Raw genomic sequence first — 21,035 nt, 5'->3', positions numbered from 1 at the left:
AGAAATTAGGAGCGCCCCCCATCCTGATTAAGTTTCTGGTCTGCTATCAAGAGCAGCCAGGAGAGGAACCCACATCACAGACAGCACAGCCTGTGTATTGCTTCGAAGAGGACTGACCAGTCTAGGAGTCAAAGTGAATATCGATAGCATCCATTGTTCTGGGCGAGCTTCTGTTTCATTTGGCGATCGCGTGAGTACAGCGCTGGGGCGACTGCAACCCCAAACCAATAGCAACCTTTCGGGCAGTGTCTACATTTATGACTTGGTCGAGCAACATACTCTGTACTCCAGTTGCCTCGTAACCGATTTGTTAGGGTACACCAGCACCCCTGCTCAAACCAAGAGGCTACTCAACCTCGCGTGCCTCATTCATCCCGACGATTTGGCTCCCGTAGCTGAGCATTTCCAACGATTCACCACGCTCCAGCCCGAAGAAGTCATCACCCTCGACTATCGCATGCAGCTAGCCAACGGAGATTGGTGCTGGCTACGATCGCAAGAAACGCCTCTGGTACAGGCTAGCGATGGGTTTCCGCTGCAAATTTTGGGGATGCTGCATATTCAAAGTAAGCCGCCGTCCCCTCATCTCGCCAGCTCCGGCAAGCCACAGCCGCAGAGGACCGTTGAAACCATACAGTACAGGCGTGAAACAATTCTGGCAGTCACAAGTCTCAGCATTCCCATCCTGAATCTCTTCTTATTCTGATGTTTCTTTCAGGTTTACCACCTGAAGTTGTTGACCTGTTTTTGTTTGCCTATCTTATCCGCTGCTATTGGCATGGCGTATTACAAACGCTTGAGAAACACACCGCATATCTCGCCCTTGTTTTGGCGATCGCGATCGCTCCACATACGGTTTCTGCAATGCCTTTACAATGCCAGCGTTCGATACTCGGCAGACTGAAAGAGAGAGTCTAAGGCGATGGCTCTAGTTTTAATCCCATTCTCTTGATTGCAAGTTCACGCTGTTGGCTACGGCGCTTCGTATCTCTGTCCACAGTCATCTTTAACAAGCGAGATTATTATGAGCACTTGTCCCTGCTGCTCAAATCAACTGCTGCGTCACATTCAAAATCAAAAAATTCATTGGTTTTGTCGTTCTTGTTGGCAACCTATGCCCAATCTACTCGACACAACCTGCCGCATTCCTCAGCCGCTTCATGCATCTATGGGCCAGCGCTCCGTCTGATTCGCTACGCTATCCATCGTTCATCTTGCACTACCCGCTTCTGAGCGGCTCCCATTATGGTTCCCACGGCCTCAACAATGAAATTAATTCTGCTGATTGACGACAATGATTTGTTTCGCGTTACGATGGCTGAATGGCTTACTCTAGAAGGGTTTCAATCGGTTACGACTGGAGATGGCATGAGCGGTCTACGACTCGCCCAAGAGTGCCAACCCGACCTCATTTTGTGTGATGTAGATATGCCAGACATGGATGGTCTAGAAACCTTGAGGCAGCTCCGGCAAGATGCCAATACCGCCCACATTCCGCTCCTATTTTTAACAGCAGGCTCAACGCTTCAAGCTCACGATGCTTACCAGCTAGGAGCGAGTGGACTGGTTTCCAAATCAGGGGCGATTTATAAATTGCGCAATGCGATTCACACTCATACCATTAGCTAGGCGATCGCCTGTTGATTGGGTTGATTTCTATTGTTCAGTAGTTTGCCGTCCCGTTTCGCCACTCGTTTAACCAAATTGGAGGCCCAAGTTTCCCCCGATCGCAGTTATCCTATTCTCGGGTTTTCAACACAGCAATGAGATCTAGCCGATCGCACTGACGACGCACCATCATGCCCGAAACTAACGCAGCGATCGCAATCACCACAAAGGCAAAGGCATAGCTAGACCGCGTAATAATAAGTGGAAACCGATACAGCTCGGTGTTGAACGCCATCGACAACAGGACTGCAATGCCATAGCCTAACCCAAAGCCCAACGGAATGGCCGCAATGGTGAGAGCCGCCTGTTCGCCCAGCAGCACAATGGCAACCTGCACTTTGCTAAAGCCAATAATGCGCAGCGTAGCCAACTCTCGCCCTCGCTCGGATAGGGCAATACGAGCCGCATTGTACACCACACCAAAGGCAATAATGCAGGCAAACACCACCTGAATTGAGGTGGCAACACTTTGATTTTCGGCAATGGTTTGTTGAAAGCGATCGATCATCGCCTGATGTAGCGACACACTGGCGATCGCGGGCATTTGCTTGAGTTGGGTATACAGCCCATCCAACACCTCGCCATCCACCGTTAAAAAGGCTCCCGAGATCGTGCCATCCTCTTGCATCAACCGATTGAGCGCATGCAGATCCATATAGGCCGAAACGCCCACCAACTCCTCCACCAACCCCGCAACGGGCACCGTATACATGGGCCTTGCGCCCTCTAGCACCTCAACGGTCAACCCATCTCCTGGCTGTACCTGCAACAGCTCCGCCAATTTATCGGTCAGCAACAGTCCATCTAGCGGTAGCTGCACCGGTCGAAAATGGCGATCGACCAGGTGCCGCAGTTCCCCCATGGGATCTAGTCCCATAATCGCGATTTTGTAGGTGCGATGCCCAAACCGCAGTCGAGCCGCCACACTGCGAAACGGCTCTGCCACCATCACCCCCGGCAACTGAGCAATTTCGTAGCGGGCTCGATTGGACCGGGGTTCGTGAAAGACCACCGTCACATCATCTCGCTGAATCGTGTGAAACTGCATGTGAATGATGTGCTGGGTAGCATCCATCGAATAGCCACCAGACACCAGCATCGCCACCGCTAACGCAATACCCAAAATCGACAGCAGCGCTTGAATGGGTTTACGTTCCAAATTACGCAAAATAATTCTGCTCACGGGAGAGAGCAGGGTTTGCAACCCCAATCGCTCAAGCAAGGTGGGCTGAAACCGAGGGGGCGCTTCGGGACGCATGGCCTCGGCAGGGGGCAATACCACCGCTCGCCGTACTGCAAAGACTGCACCTGCGATCGCCGCACCGCTGCTAATCACCACTGCGCCCAGCAGCATCGCCACACTCACCTCGTAGTGCAACACCGGAAACTGGTAGAACCGGGCATACACCTGGGTCAGCGCCGAGCCCAACCACAGCCCAGTCGCCACACCAATAACCGCACCAAGCCACACAATGGCTAACACCAACTTTAGAAAATGCACGCCGATCGTAGTGTTGTGATAACCAAAAGCTTTGAGCACAGCAATTTGGTCGCGTTGAGCATTGATTAATCGCGACAGCAGCACATGCAGCAAAAATGCGCCAATGCCTAAAAAGATGGTGGGAATAATTTGGGCATGGGCACGGAGTTGGGTAATTTCGTCTGATAAAAATCGATTGGAAATTTGATCGTCCCGGCTATAAGCTCCAAATCCACCGTAGGGTTCCAAGATGCGATCGAGCTGAAAGATAACCTCTGGCCTACTGGCCCCAGGCAACAGGGTTAGCGCCACATCGTTAAAGGCTCCATCCATGTTGTAGGCCGCTTGGAGGGCTGTTTGCCCTACCCACAGCACGCCAAATCGCTGGTTATCTGGCAGTAAATCTCCAGGACGAATTTCATATACGTATTCTGGCGATAGCGCAAAGCCAACCACCCGAAACGGTTGCCAGCGTCCGTTAATCACCGCTCCTACGGTATCTCCCAGTTGCAATCGATTCGCCTTGGCAAACGCTTCGCTCACCAGCACTTCATCCGATCGCGCTGGGTCAATATATCGCCCTTGCCGAATAAATATCCCATTCAGGTTGGGAGGCTGCTCTGGAATAGAGAGTAATCGCCCGGTGACGGGTTCTTGCTGACCGGGCACATCGAGCGTGACATCGGCGAGCACCCGCGTTTGCACTTGGGCCACACCTGGCAAGGCTTGAATGCTAGGTACCAATGAATTCGGGGCACGTTTCAGCGAGCCAAACACGTCGGCAAATTGATACTGCTCGTAGTAGGTTGAGCGCGATAGGTTCAACGATTCATAGGCCGTTTGCATGGCAACAAAAACGGCAATTCCTGAGGCAATAATGAGCGCGATCGCCAACACCTGACCCCACAGGTGCAGCAAATCGCGCATCAACTTTTTATCCAGAGCTGTCATACAAAAGCTGCCATTGGGAAAATAGTGCGATCGCCCTAGCGCATCGTTTTATCAAACACCAATGCTTCGTTTAGAGCATCAGTTTGAAGAATGACGTAGACAATATAAAACGACAGTAATGCCGCAAAGAAACACCACACCGACACAAATGCATAGTTAAAACTTAAATAGGCAATAAAGATAGAGACCGTAACCGAGGTTCCAAATCGTTTAATGTGGAGATTTGAAGATAGCAGTAACGGGATCAGGATGATAGCTGCATAGAGCGATCGCGATATCAGAACTGGCACGAAATCTGCAATAAATCTGGCTTGATAATTAATCGAACCATGAACGATCGCAGCCGATATCTCACCAAAGTGCAGAACAACAGGCAGATACAGCATCGCACCATAAATTACCCCAAAAAGGGTAAAGAAGCGGTGTAACCGCTGAGTCTCCAAATCAGATTCTAAATTGAAGGCCAGCCACGGTGTCCAAGCTAGCCAAAAGCAATGGGAGAAGAACAGAAACACCACGGCTCCCATCTGAATGAGAGGCACCTGATGGGTATGAAGCCCCATCCATACAACACCCTCTGCCGCCTGCTGCACGCCAAATGCAAGCGGCATCACTGCCAGGAGAAGATAGGCTGAGTTGCGATTGAGTGCCACATTCATGCAATACAAGCCTGTGGGAATCAATACGGCGCTGACCGTAAAACTAACAGAAGCAGAAAAGCACATTGTTTTCTCCTCAATGTTGTCCTCAATTTTCTGGGTGATGCTCTAGACGTGTGGTTATTGGTTGTGGAAGGGTGCGATGCACCCCTTCCACAACCAATAACCACACATTTGAAACACGACCGATTTTCTGCTCAATCGAGCAAATCGCATGTCTAACGGTGCAAACCAAGGTCACGGGTCACAACCGAGCAGCAACACGCCTTCCATGTCCAATTTGCTCAGTCGGGTGAAGGATCACCGTTTCGCCGGCTGCAAGCCCTGAGATGATCTCGGCATGGCGATCGCTACGCTGCCCAATTTGAATCGGACGTTGATAGGCTTTGCCCTGCTCCACCACAAAAACACACCACGCCGATTGCTCACATCGAAACAGGGAGCTAATCGGAGTTTGCAAAATCTCGGTACCGCTCCACACCACAATGCTGGCATCGACCCGATATCCATCCCCAAAGGGCTGCTCAGCCTCCACAAAATCCCCAATAATGTTGACACGCTGTTCTTCGACCCCCAAGGCCGAGACCTTGGTGAATGCAGAAGGCTCCACAGTTCGCACTGTGGCGGCAATCGGTGCTGCCTCAGACTCAATGCCGGGTTTAATCCAGATGCGGTTGCCGGGTTTGATGCGAATGGCATCGGTCGAGAGTACGTCAATCACTAATTCCATCTGGGTCGCGTTGCCAATCTCCATGAGGGGCGTGCCTGCGGTTACAAATTGCGCACTCTTTTGATGAACGGTGAGCACTATTCCGGCAACAGGCGAGCGAATATCGGTTCGGGCGGCTTCGTCTCGCAGCTTCGAGAGTTCGGCTTCGGTGCTGGCGATGCGGGCATCGTACACCTGCAACAAATAGTCCGGATCAGATTGCTCTTGCTGAATTTCTGCCAGGGCCGCCCGCGCCACATCCACATCAGCCGCACGCGATCGCACCGCCAATGTGGCCGTTTCTAGCGCTTGAGCGCGCGTTGTTTCATTCAGCTCGGCTCGCTCCCGATCCTGGCGGGCAATCGCCCCTGTGGCTTCAAGCTGTTGGGCTCGTTGGCGATCGCGCTGGGCTTGGGTGAGGGCGGCTCTGGCTTCGGTCACGGCTGCTTCCGCTTGTTGGCGCTGGGCTTGTGCGGCTTGAGTTCGACTTTGAGCCTGGGCGATCGCTTCGGCTTTGGGGCGTTGGGTTGCCACACCTGCCCGCTGGGCTTGCCATTCCGCCAGCCGCCCCAAGGCTTCTTGTACCGAGGCATTCAGCGGCAACGGATCGAGCTGGGCCACCACGGTACCAGCGGCAACCGCATCCCCCTCACTTAAGGCAACTCTAGCCAAACGACCGTTGGTTTCAGCGGCAATCACAAAGCGATCGCGTACCCGAGTTTTGCCTTCGGCATGAATGGCCACCTGCAACTCTCCAGGCTGCACCTGGGCAACATCGACCGCTATCGGAGCCGGACGAAAGGCCCACACAAGGCCAACCCCGGTAGCAAGCGCAAGTGCCAGATAAATCAACCACTTACGCGGCAGCTTGGGCCACCAAGAATGGGGTTCTTGCGGAGATGGCCCATGCCCGTTGGATGGAATCGTTTTGGGAGAGGAGTGGCGAAGCTGCTTCATCATCATGGTTCAAAGCGATCGCAACAGATAAATAAATATGAGCTACCGGATGATCAATATCCCTTTGGCTCAAAATGGTGAATGAAGAGTAGAACCAACCAAACATGAATCAAACGACACATCAACAAACGAATCAAAGCAGGCGACAGATGAATACAAGAACAAATTGCTGAATCAACAAACGAGCAAAAGTGAAACAGGATATGAATACAGCTCACCACTCCAATTCAGCAGGCGAGACCCTGGTTTCATTCTGCTGAATTCGAATGATTTCACCACTGCGCATGGTCACAACGCGATCGGCCATATCGGCAATCCCTGCATTATGAGTAATCACAATGGTGGTGGTGCCCAGTTCACGGTTGACCTGTTCTAAAACCTCCAACACAACTTTTCCGGTTTTATAGTCCAACGCGCCAGTGGGTTCGTCGCACAACATCACCTCTGGCCGTTTGGCAATGGCACGGGCGATCGCCACTCGCTGCTGTTCCCCACCCGAAAGCTGCGCCGGAAAATGATTGAGGCGATCGCCCAATCCAACAAGCTCTAGTGCCGCCTCTGGGGGCATGGGCGAGCGAGAAATTTCTGTGACCAGAGCCACATTTTCTTTTGCCGTTAGGCTAGGAATCAGGTTATAGAACTGGAAGATAAACCCCACATAATCTCGGCGAAACCGAGTCAGCGCTGCATCATGAGCATGGGTGAGATCTTGATCGTGAAATTTAACCTGCCCACTAGTCGGGGTATCCAACCCGCCCAAAATGTTTAGTAGTGTGGATTTTCCGCTGCCGGATGGCCCCAAAATCACCATAAACTCACCATCGTACACATCCAAATCAACAGACTGGAGCGCACGCACATCCACATCTCCCATGCGATACGTTTTGGTGAGGTGATGAATATGAAAACTCACCCCAGGTAAAGCAGCAATCGGAGCATTCGAGCTGATTGGTTTCATGGTCTTTCCCATCGCTTTACATGTCAACCATGCATTTCAGCTAGGTAATAAACATTCAGTTGCAGGTCTCAGTTGCAGGCCTCAGTTACGGGTAAGAATGTAGAGATTTACCACCTTTCTAAAAACAGCTTACTGCTTGGAGGATAACATGAAGATCTGGGCGATCGCTCAGGTTTTATCGACCTTGTAACGAAACCATTTTCAATTCCATCACTCCTCACAAGTTCCTCATCTTTTCACTTTAATTTGAGAGAGCGAAAAGCCGTGAACTTAGTCAATAAGTCCGACGCGATTCACACTTCAGATCGCCCAGAGCTCAGTTTCACAGCACCTTTACATAGTCTCAGCCACGAATTTAACGACTGATCCAGCCACTGACCCAGCCCATGTTTTTCTTGCCTGTTTTTCACAACAGTAACCAAACAGCAAGTATTTACAAAAGGTCACGATGTTTAACAAAATCTTAGTTCCAATTAGCCATTCTCAACCGGATCAACTGCTCGTCAATCGGGCGATCGAACTCGCACAAACAGTCGGTTCACAGCTGATCTTTCTACATGTGCTTTCCACCGAAGAAGAAGGTAGTCCCGATGTTTCTCTGGTAGGAGTCGAAGCCTATGCCTCAGTTGCCAATGAAATAGCCACTCTGCACCGTGAAGAGTGGATAGCCTACGAGCACCACGGCAATGATATGCTGCAAGCCCATTGTCAACTGGCCGCTGCAGCTGGGGTAACAGCCGAGTTTACCCAACACTACGGCAATGTTGAACGGGTGATTTGTGAGGTGGCGCAAACCCAGGCAGCCGATCTCATCGTCATGGGTCGCCGAGGCCATTCTGGATTGAAGGAGTTTTTTGCAGGCAGTGTGAGCAACTATGTGCTACACCATGCGAACTGCCCGGTGCTTGTTCTGCAAGGGACTTTGCTTGCCAGCCCAGCAGGGGAATCCGCTGCCGCTGCTGTCGATTCCGATAACCAATCTCAGAATTGACCAACCGCAAGATTAATGAAGCCACCCTCTGTCAAAGTAGATTTGCAAATTTAAGATCGCATTTGCAATGAGCATTGCGGCAAAGCTTGAGCTGACAGGGCTATGAGCCTTTTGGTACGTTGCTTCCTCACACAGAACCCCACCTCACCTTCCTCAATTAGATTTCAGTGGGTTGTTTGTTATGGCCCTTGATTCACACGCACACAATCAGCGGCGCACGCTCTCTTCACAGCTCAGCGAAGCGCTGCAACAGGATGAGCGCTTGGGGCTGATCGATGCCGCAATTCAGCGTCATCAGTATCAGCAGGATGCGTTGATCGAGATTTTGCACCGCGCCCAGCATGTGTTTGGCTATCTTGATGAGGCTGTGTTGCAATATATCGCCCATCAACTCAAGTTACCTCCCAGCCAGGTCTATGGGGTGGCCACGTTTTATCACTTGTTTTCGCTTCAGCCCAACGGTGTTCATCGTTGTGTGGTGTGTACGGGAACCGCCTGCTATGTGAAAGGAGCCAACGACCTTCTGGCCACAGCAGAGCAGTTCGCCCACATTCGCTCTGGAGAAACCACCGCAGACCGTCAACTTTCCATTTCTACGGCTCGTTGTTTGGGCACCTGCGGTATTGCGCCCATTGTTGTGATTGATGACGTGGTGTATGGCCAGCAAACGTCCGAAATGGTGCGCGATCGCCTGCAAAACTTACAGCCAAACCATTCGCAACAAGCCCACCTGTAACCGAGCATGCAAAGGTAACCATCATGGATGTATCGGAACTTCTAGAAATCGCCCAACACGAACGCCAAACTCACAAGACGGTGCAAATTCGCTGCTGTGTGGCGGCAGGTTGCCTTGCGGTCAACTCGTTAGCAGTGAAAGAGCAGCTTAAGGCCGCTGTTGCCGAGGCAGGGTTAGAAGATTCGGTACAGGTCTATGGGGTGGGCTGTTTGCGGTTGTGCAGTCAGGCTCCTCTCGTGGCTGTTGATACAGGAGGTGAAGCAGGGATGATTAATGCAGGGGTGGTTGATGCAGGGATGATTAATGCAGGGGAGATGGATAGAGGCCCATCAGCGGCTCCACACACAGTTCTTTACGAGGCCGTGACTCCCGTTCAGGCTCACGCCCTTGTCGCCACGTTGCAAACCACGTCGGCCCCGTCTCAGCCCGCAGTCGGCACGCAGCTCCAACAGGGCGACCTCAGCCATCCCTTTTTTACTCAGCAGCGCCCCATTGTGTTAGAGCATGTAGGCGTGATTGATCCCGAACGGATTGAATCCTACATTGCAGCAGGCGGCTACCAAACTCTGCACCATGTCTTGCGGAACCTGAGTCCCGATCAAGTAGTGAGCACCATTACCCGCAGCGGCTTGCGCGGACGAGGCGGAGCCGGGTATCCCACCGGGCTCAAGTGGGCCACTGTGGCCAAGGCGATCGCCGAACGCAAGTTTGTAGTATGCAATGCCGATGAGGGAGATCCTGGTGCGTTTATGGATCGCAGCATTCTCGAAGGCGATCCGCATCGGGTGTTGGAAGGGATGGCGATCGCCGCCCATGCCATTGGGGCAACCCAAGGCTACATCTACATTCGGGCAGAATATCCCTTGGCGATTCATCGGTTGCAAATTGCCATTCGTCAGGCTCAGCAGCGGAGCCTGTTGGGTAGCCAAATTTTTGACTCTCCGTTCGACTTTCGCATTGATTTGCGTACCGGGGCCGGGGCATACGTGTGCGGCGAGGAAACGGCCCTCATGGCCTCGATCGAAGGCAAGCGCGGAATTCCCAGTCCGCGCCCACCCTATCCAGCCGAAAAAGGGCTGTGGGGCTTTCCTACTCTCATCAATAATGTGGAAACGCTGGCTAATATTGTGCCCATCATGCAGCATGGGGCCGAGTGGTTTGCCAACATTGGCACCCCAACCAGCCCAGGAACCAAAGTATTTGCGATCGCGGGCAACCTGCGCAACATTGGCCTGATCGAAGTGCCCATGGGAACCACCCTGCACCACATCGTAGAGGATATGGGCGGCGGTGTACCCAATGGTGGCAGAGCCAAAGCAGTACAAACGGGCGGACCCTCAGGGGGCTGTATTCCGGCATCCAAGTTCGATACTCCGGTCGATTACGAATCCTTGACTCAGCTTGGCTCCATGATGGGGTCGGGGGGCATGTTGGTGATGGATGAGCACACCAATATGGCAGAGATTGCCCGCTATTTTATGGAATTTTGCCGGGATGAATCCTGTGGCAAGTGCATTCCCTGTCGGGTGGGTACGGTTCAGCTCCATCAGCTGCTCAGCCGCATTTGTGAAGGCCAAGCCACCCTAGCCGACATTGATGTGTTGGAGGAACTCTGCGACATGGTGAAGCACACCAGTTTATGTGGGCTGGGGCAATCGTCTCCCAATCCTGTGTTTAGTACATTGCGGTTTTTCCGCGAAGACTATCTTTCTCGACTTCGATCGTCATAAAGCAACCTGTATCTGTGTTTGTTACGGTTCCTAAATTGAATCACCCAACGTTTCCCTAACCATTCACCAATTCTTTCTCAATTCGTTCAAGAATCTATTAATCTGATGAGGCAAAAATCATGACATATAAGATCTTGGCTGCGATCGATACATCTCCAATGAGCCGATGGGTCATTAATGCTGCGGTGTCGTTGGCTAAGCAAGTTCATGGTCATATTGGAGTTCTGTATGTGCTGGATTTTGATGAGTTTGAGGAGCCCCCGATCGAACACGTTTCAATGCTGGAGCCTTATCCCACGCCACCGGGTAGCCCGTTTCAGTGCTATCTCGGCCATTTGAATTCTGAACATTTAAGCGCGATGGATAATCCGGAACTGCACGCCCTAAGAACTTACACCCACGATGCGATCGCCCAGGGAGTATCTGCTGAGTTCTTTCAGTGCATTGGCGAACCCGGCCCCACCATTTGCGAATTTGCCAAGCTGTGGGAAGCCGAGATGATTGTCTTGGGGCATCGAGGCCGGTCTGGGCTAGTTGAACTGTTGCTGGGCAGCGTCAGCAATCATGTTGCCCACTATGCCCCTCGCTCAGTGCACATTGTGCGCCCCAGCCTGCAAACCAATTCCACCCAGCCGCAATCCATCGAAGCGGTGCTGCATTCACGTTGATTAATCCCCTGAATTCACCTTAATTTCCATCGCCCCATGCCAGTCAAAACTCTGACCATTGACCATCAACTCATCAGCGCCCGCGACGAAGAAACCATTTTGCAGGCCGCACAGCAGCATGGCATCCACATTCCCACTCTGTGCCACCTCGAAGGCGTATCCGACGTGGGCGCATGCCGCCTGTGCCTGGTGGAAATTGCGGGCAGCACTAAGTTGCAACCTGCCTGTGTCACCCAAGTGGCCGAGGACATGATTGTGCAAACCCAAACGCAGCGATTGCAGAAGTATCGCCGCACGATTATTGAAATGCTGTTTGCCGAGGGCAACCACGTTTGCGCGGTGTGTGTGGCCAACGGCCACTGTGAGCTTCAAGACCTGGCTGTTGAAGTAGGGATGGATCATGTGGGTTTGGAATATCAGTTTCCCCATCGCACCGTCGATCATTCCCACGATCGCTTTGGGATTGATCACAATCGCTGTGTGCTGTGTACGCGCTGCATTCGTACCTGTGATGAGCTAGAAGGTGCCCACACGTGGGACATGGCGGGTCGGGGTGCCCACTCCCATGTGATTACCGATTTATACCAACCGTGGGGCACCTCGCCAACCTGTACATCCTGCGGCAAGTGTGTGGCGGCTTGTCCTACGGGTGCCATTTTCAACCAGGGTTCAACTGTGGGCGAAATGGTGCACGATCGCGCCCGCATCGAATTCCTGGTGACGGCTCGCCAAACCCATCAGTGGAAACTTTAAAGGAGGTTCCTATGTTAAGACACCATGTTCCTCAAGCGTATTTTTGGATTTTGCTTTGGTTTGTGTTGGCGATTGTGCTGCTGCTGATGGAAGCGGTGCTGTTGCCTCAGCCAGTTTTGGCGATCGCCACCCAGCTCAAAGACATCATGTACACTTTCCTGTCGCAGATGATTCAAAGCTTTGGATAAACCGTTTGGTTCAGTCGTTCTGTTTAGGTGTACTCACACTCACTCCATGGGAGGGATACATGAATCACATCAACCTGGCAACGGTTTGGTTAGGCGGTTGCTCTGGGTGCCATATGTCATTTCTCGACTTGGATGAGTGGTTATTTACGTTGGCAGATCAGGTGAATTGGGTGTACAGCCCGTTCATGGATGTGAAAGTGTATCCCAATCATGTGGATGTGGTGTTGGTGGAGGGGGCGATCGCCAACCGCGATCATCTCCACATGATCTATGACGTGCGAGAGCGATCGCGCATTTTGATCTCCTTTGGGGATTGTGCGGTTACGGGCAATGTCACAGCACTGCGCAACCCCTTGGGAGGAGCCACACCCGTCCTAGAGCGATGCTATCTAGAGCTATCCGATCATCATGCTCAACTTCCGGGGGATGATGGCATTGTGCCGCCATTGCTCGATCGCGTTCTGCCCGTCCACACCGTCGTTCCCGTCGATATTTACCTACCGGGTTGCCCACCCTCGGCGGAGCGAATCCGAGCCGCACTGGAGCCCTTATTGCAAGGCACAATGCCCCATCTCCAAGGAGAACAAATTCGATTTGGCTAAGAAAAAATTCAATCTATCTGTACAATCCATTCATGTAAATGAATCCATGTAAATGAATCCAATTTTGCCAGGAAGGAACTCGTCTAATAGGACCTCTGGATTCTTCTGTAATTCTCAAAACATAGATTCATTTCTGAATAGATTCAACTCATCACAGCTCATGTATCACATTTCTAACTAAACACCCTTACTAGATCTTCTTAGAGCAGGAACTATCATGATGAAAGCATCGGACATTATGACGCAAAATGTGGTGATGATTCACAGCTTTGCAACGGTAGCAGAGGCGATTCAGGTCATGCAAACTGGAGGTTGGCGATCGCTCATTGTTGAACGCGAGCATGAAGATGATGCGTACGGCATCATTACCGAAACAGATGTCGCGTGCAAAGTGCTGGCGTTGAACAAAGATCCGGCGATGGTTCGAGTTCATGAAGTCATGACGAAGCCGTGCATTGTGGTGAATCCCGACTTGAGCGTTGAAAATGTGCTGAGGTTGTTTACCAACAGCCGCCTGCTCAGTGCTCCCGTCATTCAGGGTGAATTGCTGGGAATTATTTCCATTTCTGATATTTTGGTGAAGAGTCATTTGGGTGAGCAGATCCATCCAAAACTGGGCGATCGCGACCTTCAAGATCTCGTACAGCAGGCTCGTGCAGCCTATACCACTTCAGCATTCCAGCCCACTCCCCACCCATCTCATATCAGCCTAGAAGACAGGCTAACCGAGCTCTCGCAACAATCAGCCGACAACGCCTTAAAGGCAGCATTAGAGGCCTATCTTACAGAGCGAGAAGAACTAACCGAGAACGCATTTTTGGATAACTTTTGTAGCGGTTAAAGGATCTGATGGCCCACAGAATTGTGATTGATCCCGTCACGCGGATCGAAGGACATGCCAAAATCACGATTCACCTGGATGATGCTGGACAGGTGACCCAAGCTCGGTTTCACGTGACCGAATTTCGCGGCTTCGAAAAGTTTTGCGAAGGGCGGCCCCTTTGGGAAATGCCGGGAATTACAGCACGAATTTGTGGCATTTGTCCGGTGAGCCATTTGCTGGCTTCGGCCAAGGCGGGCGATCGCATTCTGGCAGTTACGATTCCCCCCGCTGCGGCCAAATTGCGTCGCCTCATGAACCTAGCGCAAATCATTCAGTCGCATTCGCTCAGTTTTTTTCATCTGAGTGCGCCCGATTTGCTATTGGGTATGGACAGTGATCCCGCTACACGCAACGTGTTTGGGCTCATGGCGGCCAACCCCGACTTAGCCCGAGGCGGCATTCGCTTGCGCCAGTTTGGCCAAGAAATCATTGAGCTATTGGGAGGGCGCAAAATTCACCCAGCCTGGGCGGTACCGGGCGGCGTGCGCGAACCTTTGACCGACACCGGAAAAACTCACATTTGCGATCGCCTGCCCGAAGCGTACACGACTGCACAAACGGCGCTTGCTCAGTTCAAGCACATCCTCGACACCCACACCCAAGAAGCCCAAACCTTTGGCAACTTTCTTTCACTATTCATGGGTTTAGTGACGGCAGACGGGCAATGGGAGCACTACGACGGCCATCTACGCATTGTGGATAGTGCAGGTACTGTGGTGGGCGATCGCCTAGATCCAACTCAGTACCACACCTTTATTCGTGAAGCGGTAGAACCCTGGTCCTACCTTAAGTTTCCGTACTATTCTCCTCTGGGCTACCCAACCGAAACAGCTGACCACGAAGCCAACACGGGCATGTATCGAGTGGGGCCATTAGCGCGGCTCAATGTATGCAGGCACATGGGCACCCCGCTCGCCGATCAGGAACTTCAGGAATTTCGCGATCGTGGTGGTCGTATCGTCACCTCGTCCTTTTTCTATCACTACGCCCGCCTGATTGAGATTTTGGCAGCGATCGAGCAGATTGAACGTTTGATAGATGACCCAGATTTACAATCGACCCACCTACGGGCCAATGCAGGCATTAATCAATTAAAAGGCGTTGGCGTGAGCGAAGCCCCCCGAGGCACATTATTTCACCACTATCAAGTGGATGAAACTGGGCTTATCACCAAGGTAAACCTGATGATAGCGACTGGGCAAAACAACCTGGCCATGAATCGAACTGTTTCCCAAATTGCCCGCCATTTCATTCAAGGCCCCAATATTCCAGAAGGCATGCTCAATCGGGTCGAAGCGGGCATTCGAGCGTTTGATCCATGCTTGAGTTGCTCAACCCACGCCGCCGGACAAATGCCTCTGCACATTCAATTGCTCAGCTCCGATGGTTCGCTCCTTCACGAAGTGTGGCGACAGTAGCTGTATTCGTTCGCTGTATCGTTCACGACACCGTTAGTGAGGCGATCGCTGTGTGCTTCCCTCGCTGTAGCCCAAATCGTATAAACTCGCAGCCTCTGGATCATGCTCGGGCGGACGCTTTGATCGCTTCAGCCATGCGTCCTCTTTTCCTTGATCAAACCAATCGGTTTCCGAGGCCAACGTTATTTTGCGTTCCATATGGCTTACCCTTTTTATTTTTTGATTGGGTAAATCAAATGCGGCGATCGCACGATTCTCTACCCCATTCCACTACAGACTATCAAAAGCTATCAAAAACCCATTAACCAGATCATAACAACATAGAAAATAGATTCTCAAAACCGATTGCTTTAATGTTCTGTGATAGACCCACTACCTGACCCATTCATGCAGGAAGCCCAATCAGCTTCTCAGTAAAAAATTAGTTCACTTTATTATCTATCCAGCGATTAAATTCAATCAATTGGCTCATTTCACTCATAAGTTAGATCACGATTTGAGACATTCTTGCTAAATTATCGAAGTCATCAAGTTCATCTAGAACCAAGACAAGTATTCGGCTCCCGGTTAGAGGATATTTCAAAAGTGCCAATTGTGACCCGAACCGCCCCCGACATCTCCCAAAGTTGGGGGACTGTGAATGGGAAAACGGGGTCGGAAGTCCCCAAAAATTGAGGGTTGGGGGGCGAATGCAGAACATTGGATACTTCTTAGACACCCTTTTAGAATTGGTTTTCCATGGTGCAGGGCTAGCTCTATGTCAGCCACCATTCTTATTTTTAGGTTTTTAGGCTAATTTTTTTAATCTAGATCGATCGCGAATAGCTCCAAATTTGTTATGACATACGACTTTGATTTGTTCATTATTGGTGCAGGCTCGGCAGGGCTCGCCGCTGCAAAACAGGCCGCCCAATATGGAGTTAAGGTGGCGATCGCAGAACAGCAGGAGCTCGGGGGATGCTGTGTCAATCGAGGCTGTATTCCCAAAAAGTTAATGGTTTTTGCGGCTGACTTTGCAGCAGCGATGCAAGAAGCCGAAGCCTATGGTTGGGAGCCCTGCACGGCTAACTTTCATTGGCAAAAATTTCAACACAAGCGCGATCGCGAACTGCAACGATTACGCCAAGTGCAGAAAGATTCCCTCACCCAAGCTGGAGTGCACATCCTGCAGGGGCACACTCAGTTTGTAGATCCCCAAACGGTACAGGTGAATCGTCAGCGCTACACGGCTCGCCATGTCCTGCTAGCCGTGGGAGGAAAGCCCATAAAACCCGACATTTCGGGTATTGAGTACACCCTCACCTCCGATGATTTTTTCAACCTTCAGCAATTGCCCAAACGCATTGCCATTATTGGTGGTGGGTACATTGGGGTGGAGTTTGCCAGCGTTTTGCGAGGATTTGGCTGCGAAGTCACCATCATGAACCATGAAGCCTGCATTTTGGAAGGGTTTGATGATGACGTGCGATCGCGCGTTCGAGATGGGTTGATCCAACGGGGCATCCAAAGCCTGTGTAACACCACCACCAACCACATTACTCAAACCTCAGATGGAATCTGCCTCCAGCTCACAGGCGACTGTCCTGAAACGCTGGTCGTCGATCAAGTTCTGTGTGCCACTGGTCGGGCTCCCAATTTAGAAGGCTTAGGGCTTGATGCAGCAGGTGTTGAGTTCGACCCAAAAGCGATCGCCGTCGATGAACACAGCCGCACTTCCCAACCGCACATTTATGCCGTGGGAGACTGCACCAGCCGCAAGCAGCTCACTCCCGTAGCCCGTACCGAGGGACAAAATGCAGTTGATGCCATGTTTGGCAGCCAAGTTGCTCCGCTGGATTATCACCTCGTTCCATCGGCGGTGCTCAGCCGTCCCGAAGTCGCAAGTGTAGGTCTAACAGAATCCCAAGCACGCGACAAATTTGACCAGGTGAATAGTCACTGCAAAGAGTTTATTCCCCTGCGCGATCGCCTCACACCGCACGCTCAACCAAGCTTCATCAAAGTGGTTGTAGACCAAGCCAGCGATCGTCTGCTAGGAATTCACATGGTTGGCGAACATGCCGCCGAAATTGTACAAAGCGTCGCGATCGCGCTCCATGCCAATGTTTCCTACCACCAGCTCATGCACACCATTGGCATTCACCCCTCCAGTGGCGAAGAACTTTTGTCGCTGTGAGGTGTCTGGTCATTCTTACCTGACCATTGCGCGATTGGGGGCGATCGCATCGCTCCATGCTCCTGGCAGCGCAACGCCCCAAATGCGGCAACACAAGCTCCGTCATAAGTCATCAAGCCATAGTTAAATATAAAACTCTAAAACTCTATGCCGCCCGCAGTGCGGGCGGCATAGAGTTTTAGAGTTTGGGTTTTGATGGTGTCGAGGTACTTAGGGTTGTTTAAATAGACGACAGAACCCAAGCCATGACAATTGTGAGCAACATGAACAATTCCAACAGGATTGGAACAGTCATGGGCTGAAACCAGGTTTTCCATGCTCCTTGTTGAACGGCAAACCACCACTTCGCTGTATGAGCTGACCAATGAGCCGGACTATCTTTCTCACGCACCTGTCGGCTCCAAACCGAAAGCAGCAGCGGCATGCCACCAACCTTAGCGTTGAACAACAAGTGAAGGGCGATCGCCACCACCATCACTACCCAGCTAATGAGATGCGTGTAGTACCAGGCGTGGTTGAGTTCCCCCCGAGGCAACCATTCAGAATCCACCATCTTGCCGCTCAGCAGTGCCAGCGTTAGCGCCAGCAACGCCAGCGTATTCATCCATCGGTTGAGGGTATACCACCAAATGGGCGTTCCGATCTGGGTCAGCTTTGCCAGGGAATCGGACTGCACCAACCGCTTTTGCCCGCGGTGAAAGGCATAGATCACAAACACCGGAAAAATTAGCAGCGTGTACAACCCAAACGTGCCGTGAATGCCTTCAATTTCTCGATAGGTTGGCAAGGGAATTCTGCCCCAGCGGCCATCGTAGGTGTCGTAGGTCCAGTAGGCCGTGAGAATCGCCAATATAAGCGATACGCCCGTCACCCCATGCAGGATGCGGAACAGCAGCGGTTGATACGGTTGACTAGCTTTCATAAAGTCACAGAACACCAAAGAAAGAGGACGAGAGAGTTGATTACAAATAAACGATGGATGACCCAGCCTATCGGTAAACTGGCCGAGTCGCACTTTTACAGGGTCAACTCTTTCACAAAACTACAACAAAACGACAATCAGGACTTGCGCAGTTACATGATGTTTGGAGGTGCTAAGCGTCCCAAACATCATGCAATTCCCTGGTTTTTGGATGAAGTGCGTCAGTCCCTATAATATTCTGCTAGAAAAATATGGCGATTTAGAGGGTTCAGTGACAGTAATCACCCAGTTCTTGAGTGATGTGAACCGAAATGGGTGACCATTGGCGAATGACAAATTCACTCAAACCAACCTGGGCAGGACGGGTTGAATCTACAGCGCTCCAATCAGCAGCATTGCCCCAATCATAGGTGTACCCCAGTTGGGTCCAGGGATAGGGCACCACGTTCGCAGACTCCGCGCTGCTGCGAGTCATGGGCAGTCCGTTATGTTGATATCGCTGATCGTACTGCGCATAAAACCAGTGGCGATAGCTCGGCGATACCGACACAAACTCGGTGGAGGGACGGAAGTGCAGTTCGGCTTCGTAGTCGGTAATTTCGGGATCAGGGCTGGGACGAAACAGGAATTGCGGATCGACCCACAGTTCCACCACACGCCGAGTTGCCGCCACCTCTGCAACTTCAGGTGGCAGCCCCAAAAGCTGATTGAGCCGAGCCGCGAGTGATGTTTCTGCGGTTGGGCGGTAGTGTTTGCAAAACAGCTGCAAATCGGGAACAGCCGTGACCCACAAGTCGCGGGTCAAAATGAGCTGATTGCCAATGTTTTGGGAGTATCCAGACCAGTTCGTCCAAGTGGCGACTAACAGTTGCCCTTGGTCGTTCCAACGGAGGGCGGGGTTGTGTGGGGTAATGGCCGTTAAACCTCGAAAAATTTCTTGTGGTTCGGGAGTGCGGGCATCTTCCACGGCATCCCAGTAGCGTTGGGGCAGGGCGATCGCCCCATCCTCAGAACGCAGTTGAGCTTGGGCCGGAGCCAGCATCGCTGCCCCGCCTTCCAGCGCACACAACAGCCCAACCATGACCGAACTCCGAACCAAATGCTTGGCTCTAAAGTGATTCCATCTCAGCATACATTCATCATTTGGGCGCAGGTTTCCCTTAGTTTGCCCAAAGTTGGCCGCAGCCTTGAGAGATGCATTAGATATTGCACTGTTTCAATTTCGCCATCCATCGCCCAAAGCCTTCTCGCCGAAATAGCGTTGGTTCAGCTTCCGTGGGTTCTAGCACTTGCCAGCGATGCCACGGCAAATGCCCATCGGGAATGGCGTTATCTTCTGCAATCGTCGGGTCAAACTTGAGTTCGTCGAACTTGAGCCAGTCGCTACCTTGCCGCCACCCAACGGCGATCGCATACTTGCCATAATCTTGATTCACACTTGGGCTTTCCCAAATTTGACGCTGCACTCGGTAGCTAAACCGACCGTTGCTGGCATCGTGCCACAGAGCATCTAGTCGCGCCAAATCTTCGCAAGACGGATTGGGCTCAACCTCCTGGTTATCCGCATCATATTTCACTTGGTAGAAGAGTGAGCTTGTGGCAGATTCGGCCTCGCGCCACTGTTGCGCTGCGAGTGCTTGGGCCAACTCAGCAGAGGGGACAAAGCAATCGCGCTGCGATAGTTCACCCGAGGGCAGGATGGTGTTGCATAGGTGAACCTCGTCTAGGTTGACTCCGTCCAGGTTCGCCCCCGTCAAATTGGCCTGACTCAGCACTGCGTGCTTTAAATCGGCACCGCTCAGGTTTGCGCCATTTAGCAGCGTTCGGTAAAGGTGCGCGCCTTCCAGGTTGGCGTTGCTCAAGTTTGCCCCTTGCAAATTTGCCCCTTCCAAGTCAGCTTGTTGCAAATTGGCTTGGGAAAAATTGGCCTTTTCCGCGATGGTGTATCGGATTAACGCCCTCGTTAGGTTGGCTTGTTGCAGATCGGCCTCATCCAAATAGGTTGCGCCGCTAAAGTCGGCTCGGCTCAGATTAGCGTTCCGCAAGTTGGCTCGGCTCAGTTGCGATTCCCGAAAAACCATGCCCGACAGGTTAGCCTCCGCCAAGTTTTCATCGGCCAAATCCATTGCCCGAAAATCGGAAAAGCCATCACGGCTACGGCTGGCCCAGTCCACATTGGCAGGATGCATTCGCCAGTACACCGCCCCCGCCGTCAGCAAAACCACCAACAAAGAAGTTCCTGCACAGCCAGCCACAATTTTCTGTCGCATATTTGATCAAACATTCTTCACAAGCACTGCTGCTACGACAGCGGCTATCAGTCCAATCTGGCATTGTCTGAATTACAAGCTGCCAGGATGAATGCAGCTCGTCCTACATGCCAAAACGTTGTCCAGAAGTCGCAGCATCAACCAATCCGCCCCTTAGCTCCTATCTTTGGGGAGCTCTCGCCTTCTAGTCCTGGCTGAGTTGAGACAAAGATTGGGAACCTTTGTCGCGCAAAGGCTCCCAAAAAATGCAAACGTCAACCAGCGCTTGGGGCGCTATTGGGTTTCTACAAACCCTAAGGATGACATTTCTGAAAGA

22 protein-coding genes are annotated in these 21,035 nt (G+C 51.9%); 14 read left to right on the top strand and 8 right to left on the bottom strand.

Annotated elements, in window-relative coordinates; genetic code table 11:
* The first annotated feature begins 133 nt into the window (after positions 1-133).
* From ACQ4M4_RS05925 to ACQ4M4_RS05915, 3 genes are all read left to right on the top strand, one after another.
* Positions 134-706: a PAS domain-containing protein gene (locus tag ACQ4M4_RS05925; protein WP_430683550.1), complete on the top strand. Its 573-nt coding sequence runs from the start codon at positions 134-136 to the stop codon at positions 704-706.
* Between the two features lie 72 nt (positions 707-778).
* Positions 779-904 (top strand): hypothetical protein, encoded by a 126-nt coding sequence (locus tag ACQ4M4_RS05920; protein WP_430683549.1) that lies wholly within the window; start codon positions 779-781, stop codon positions 902-904.
* A 362-nt stretch (positions 905-1,266) separates the two neighbouring features.
* The gene (locus tag ACQ4M4_RS05915) at positions 1,267-1,629 is read left to right on the top strand and encodes a response regulator (protein WP_430683548.1); all 363 of its coding nucleotides are present in this window, start codon (positions 1,267-1,269) and stop codon (positions 1,627-1,629) included.
* Between the two features lie 109 nt (positions 1,630-1,738).
* Here ACQ4M4_RS05915 and ACQ4M4_RS05910 read toward each other — a convergent pair whose 3' ends face one another.
* The 4 genes from ACQ4M4_RS05910 to ACQ4M4_RS05895 form a co-directional block, all read right to left on the bottom strand.
* The gene (locus ACQ4M4_RS05910) at positions 1,739-4,099 is read right to left on the bottom strand and encodes an ABC transporter permease (protein WP_430683547.1); all 2,361 of its coding nucleotides are present in this window, start codon (positions 4,097-4,099) and stop codon (positions 1,739-1,741) included.
* Between the two features lie 35 nt (positions 4,100-4,134).
* Positions 4,135-4,824, bottom strand: a complete 690-nt coding sequence (locus ACQ4M4_RS05905) for a DUF6629 family protein (protein WP_430683546.1) — start codon at positions 4,822-4,824, stop codon at positions 4,135-4,137.
* Between the two features lie 178 nt (positions 4,825-5,002).
* Complete coding sequence (locus ACQ4M4_RS05900; protein WP_430683545.1) at positions 5,003-6,430, bottom strand: HlyD family efflux transporter periplasmic adaptor subunit; 1,428 nt, start codon at positions 6,428-6,430, stop codon at positions 5,003-5,005.
* Positions 6,431-6,638: 208 nt separating this feature from the next.
* On the bottom strand, positions 6,639-7,382 hold the full coding sequence (locus tag ACQ4M4_RS05895; RefSeq protein ID WP_430683544.1) for an ABC transporter ATP-binding protein: 744 nt from the start codon (positions 7,380-7,382) through the stop codon (positions 6,639-6,641).
* Positions 7,383-7,830: 448 nt separating this feature from the next.
* Between ACQ4M4_RS05895 and ACQ4M4_RS05890 the strand changes: the two genes are divergently transcribed.
* From ACQ4M4_RS05890 to ACQ4M4_RS05850, 9 genes are all read left to right on the top strand, one after another.
* Entirely contained in the window at positions 7,831-8,373 is a 543-nt protein-coding gene (locus ACQ4M4_RS05890) for a universal stress protein (RefSeq protein ID WP_430683543.1), read from the top strand.
* A 181-nt stretch (positions 8,374-8,554) separates the two neighbouring features.
* Positions 8,555-9,109, top strand: a complete 555-nt coding sequence (gene hoxE / locus ACQ4M4_RS05885) for a bidirectional hydrogenase complex protein HoxE (RefSeq protein ID WP_430683542.1) — start codon at positions 8,555-8,557, stop codon at positions 9,107-9,109.
* A gap of 23 nt (positions 9,110-9,132) precedes the next feature.
* Positions 9,133-10,839: a NuoF family protein gene (locus tag ACQ4M4_RS05880; RefSeq protein ID WP_430683541.1), complete on the top strand. Its 1,707-nt coding sequence runs from the start codon at positions 9,133-9,135 to the stop codon at positions 10,837-10,839.
* Positions 10,840-10,958: 119 nt separating this feature from the next.
* Positions 10,959-11,507 carry a universal stress protein gene (locus ACQ4M4_RS05875; protein WP_430683540.1) on the top strand — a complete coding sequence of 183 codons (549 nt, stop codon included), beginning with the start codon at positions 10,959-10,961 and terminating at the stop codon, positions 11,505-11,507.
* Between the two features lie 36 nt (positions 11,508-11,543).
* Positions 11,544-12,260, top strand: a complete 717-nt coding sequence (hoxU, locus tag ACQ4M4_RS05870) for a bidirectional hydrogenase complex protein HoxU (protein WP_430683539.1) — start codon at positions 11,544-11,546, stop codon at positions 12,258-12,260.
* An 11-nt stretch (positions 12,261-12,271) separates the two neighbouring features.
* Positions 12,272-12,448 (top strand): hypothetical protein, encoded by a 177-nt coding sequence (locus tag ACQ4M4_RS05865; RefSeq protein ID WP_430683538.1) that lies wholly within the window; start codon positions 12,272-12,274, stop codon positions 12,446-12,448.
* 59 nt (positions 12,449-12,507) lie between these two features.
* Complete coding sequence (locus ACQ4M4_RS05860) at positions 12,508-13,050, top strand: oxidoreductase (protein WP_430683537.1); 543 nt, start codon at positions 12,508-12,510, stop codon at positions 13,048-13,050.
* Between the two features lie 217 nt (positions 13,051-13,267).
* Positions 13,268-13,891: a CBS domain-containing protein gene (locus ACQ4M4_RS05855; RefSeq protein ID WP_430683536.1), complete on the top strand. Its 624-nt coding sequence runs from the start codon at positions 13,268-13,270 to the stop codon at positions 13,889-13,891.
* Between the two features lie 8 nt (positions 13,892-13,899).
* Positions 13,900-15,351: a Ni/Fe hydrogenase subunit alpha gene (locus tag ACQ4M4_RS05850; protein ID WP_430683535.1), complete on the top strand. Its 1,452-nt coding sequence runs from the start codon at positions 13,900-13,902 to the stop codon at positions 15,349-15,351.
* 33 nt (positions 15,352-15,384) lie between these two features.
* On the opposite strand, the gene ACQ4M4_RS05845 is transcribed toward ACQ4M4_RS05850, so the two are convergent.
* The gene (locus ACQ4M4_RS05845; protein WP_430683534.1) at positions 15,385-15,549 is read right to left on the bottom strand and encodes a hypothetical protein; all 165 of its coding nucleotides are present in this window, start codon (positions 15,547-15,549) and stop codon (positions 15,385-15,387) included.
* A gap of 640 nt (positions 15,550-16,189) precedes the next feature.
* On the opposite strand from ACQ4M4_RS05845, the gene gorA reads away from it, so the two are divergent.
* Positions 16,190-17,527, top strand: coding sequence for a glutathione-disulfide reductase (gorA, locus tag ACQ4M4_RS05840; protein WP_430683533.1), 1,338 nt, complete (start codon positions 16,190-16,192; stop codon positions 17,525-17,527).
* Between the two features lies 1 nt (position 17,528).
* A complete protein-coding gene (locus ACQ4M4_RS05835; RefSeq protein WP_430683532.1) occupies positions 17,529-17,654 on the top strand; it encodes a hypothetical protein in 126 nt (41 codons plus the stop codon).
* Positions 17,655-17,747: 93 nt separating this feature from the next.
* Here ACQ4M4_RS05835 and ACQ4M4_RS05830 read toward each other — a convergent pair whose 3' ends face one another.
* From ACQ4M4_RS05830 to ACQ4M4_RS05820, 3 genes are all read right to left on the bottom strand, one after another.
* Positions 17,748-18,449, bottom strand: coding sequence for a cytochrome b/b6 domain-containing protein (locus tag ACQ4M4_RS05830; protein ID WP_430683531.1), 702 nt, complete (start codon positions 18,447-18,449; stop codon positions 17,748-17,750).
* A gap of 268 nt (positions 18,450-18,717) precedes the next feature.
* Complete coding sequence (locus ACQ4M4_RS05825; protein WP_430683530.1) at positions 18,718-19,530, bottom strand: hypothetical protein; 813 nt, start codon at positions 19,528-19,530, stop codon at positions 18,718-18,720.
* Between the two features lie 118 nt (positions 19,531-19,648).
* Positions 19,649-20,719 (bottom strand): pentapeptide repeat-containing protein, encoded by a 1,071-nt coding sequence (locus ACQ4M4_RS05820; protein WP_430683529.1) that lies wholly within the window; start codon positions 20,717-20,719, stop codon positions 19,649-19,651.
* Positions 20,720-21,035: the final 316 nt, after the last annotated feature.

It is taken from the genome of Leptolyngbya sp. AN02str, from assembly GCF_050565595.1.
Lineage (GTDB): Bacteria > Cyanobacteriota > Cyanobacteriia > Elainellales > Elainellaceae > Kaiparowitsia.
This window is presented reverse-complemented; position numbering and strand designations above follow the sequence as displayed.

Excerpts from the sequence above, each read along its gene's own strand:
- ACQ4M4_RS05880 (WP_430683541.1), top strand. The coding sequence starts at position 9,133 with ATGGATGTATCGGAACTTCTAGAAATCGCCCAACACGAACGCCAAACT.
- ACQ4M4_RS05850 (WP_430683535.1), top strand. The coding sequence starts at position 13,900 with ATGGCCCACAGAATTGTGATTGATCCCGTCACGCGGATCGAAGGACAT.
- ACQ4M4_RS05895 (WP_430683544.1), bottom strand. The coding sequence starts at position 7,382 with ATGAAACCAATCAGCTCGAATGCTCCGATTGCTGCTTTACCTGGGGTG.
- ACQ4M4_RS05845 (WP_430683534.1), bottom strand. The coding sequence starts at position 15,549 with ATGGAACGCAAAATAACGTTGGCCTCGGAAACCGATTGGTTTGATCAA.
- ACQ4M4_RS05830 (WP_430683531.1), bottom strand. The coding sequence starts at position 18,449 with ATGAAAGCTAGTCAACCGTATCAACCGCTGCTGTTCCGCATCCTGCAT.
- ACQ4M4_RS05890 (WP_430683543.1), top strand. The coding sequence starts at position 7,831 with ATGTTTAACAAAATCTTAGTTCCAATTAGCCATTCTCAACCGGATCAA.
- ACQ4M4_RS05900 (WP_430683545.1), bottom strand. The coding sequence starts at position 6,430 with ATGATGATGAAGCAGCTTCGCCACTCCTCTCCCAAAACGATTCCATCC.
- ACQ4M4_RS05910 (WP_430683547.1), bottom strand. The coding sequence starts at position 4,099 with ATGACAGCTCTGGATAAAAAGTTGATGCGCGATTTGCTGCACCTGTGG.
- ACQ4M4_RS05860 (WP_430683537.1), top strand. The coding sequence starts at position 12,508 with ATGAATCACATCAACCTGGCAACGGTTTGGTTAGGCGGTTGCTCTGGG.
- ACQ4M4_RS05855 (WP_430683536.1), top strand. The coding sequence starts at position 13,268 with ATGATGAAAGCATCGGACATTATGACGCAAAATGTGGTGATGATTCAC.
- hoxU (WP_430683539.1), top strand. The coding sequence starts at position 11,544 with ATGCCAGTCAAAACTCTGACCATTGACCATCAACTCATCAGCGCCCGC.
- ACQ4M4_RS05825 (WP_430683530.1), bottom strand. The coding sequence starts at position 19,530 with ATGGTTGGGCTGTTGTGTGCGCTGGAAGGCGGGGCAGCGATGCTGGCT.
- ACQ4M4_RS05865 (WP_430683538.1), top strand. The coding sequence starts at position 12,272 with ATGTTAAGACACCATGTTCCTCAAGCGTATTTTTGGATTTTGCTTTGG.
- ACQ4M4_RS05820 (WP_430683529.1), bottom strand. The coding sequence starts at position 20,719 with ATGCGACAGAAAATTGTGGCTGGCTGTGCAGGAACTTCTTTGTTGGTG.
- ACQ4M4_RS05905 (WP_430683546.1), bottom strand. The coding sequence starts at position 4,824 with ATGTGCTTTTCTGCTTCTGTTAGTTTTACGGTCAGCGCCGTATTGATT.
- ACQ4M4_RS05915 (WP_430683548.1), top strand. The coding sequence starts at position 1,267 with ATGAAATTAATTCTGCTGATTGACGACAATGATTTGTTTCGCGTTACG.
- ACQ4M4_RS05875 (WP_430683540.1), top strand. The coding sequence starts at position 10,959 with ATGACATATAAGATCTTGGCTGCGATCGATACATCTCCAATGAGCCGA.
- ACQ4M4_RS05920 (WP_430683549.1), top strand. The coding sequence starts at position 779 with ATGGCGTATTACAAACGCTTGAGAAACACACCGCATATCTCGCCCTTG.
- hoxE (WP_430683542.1), top strand. The coding sequence starts at position 8,555 with ATGGCCCTTGATTCACACGCACACAATCAGCGGCGCACGCTCTCTTCA.
- gorA (WP_430683533.1), top strand. The coding sequence starts at position 16,190 with ATGACATACGACTTTGATTTGTTCATTATTGGTGCAGGCTCGGCAGGG.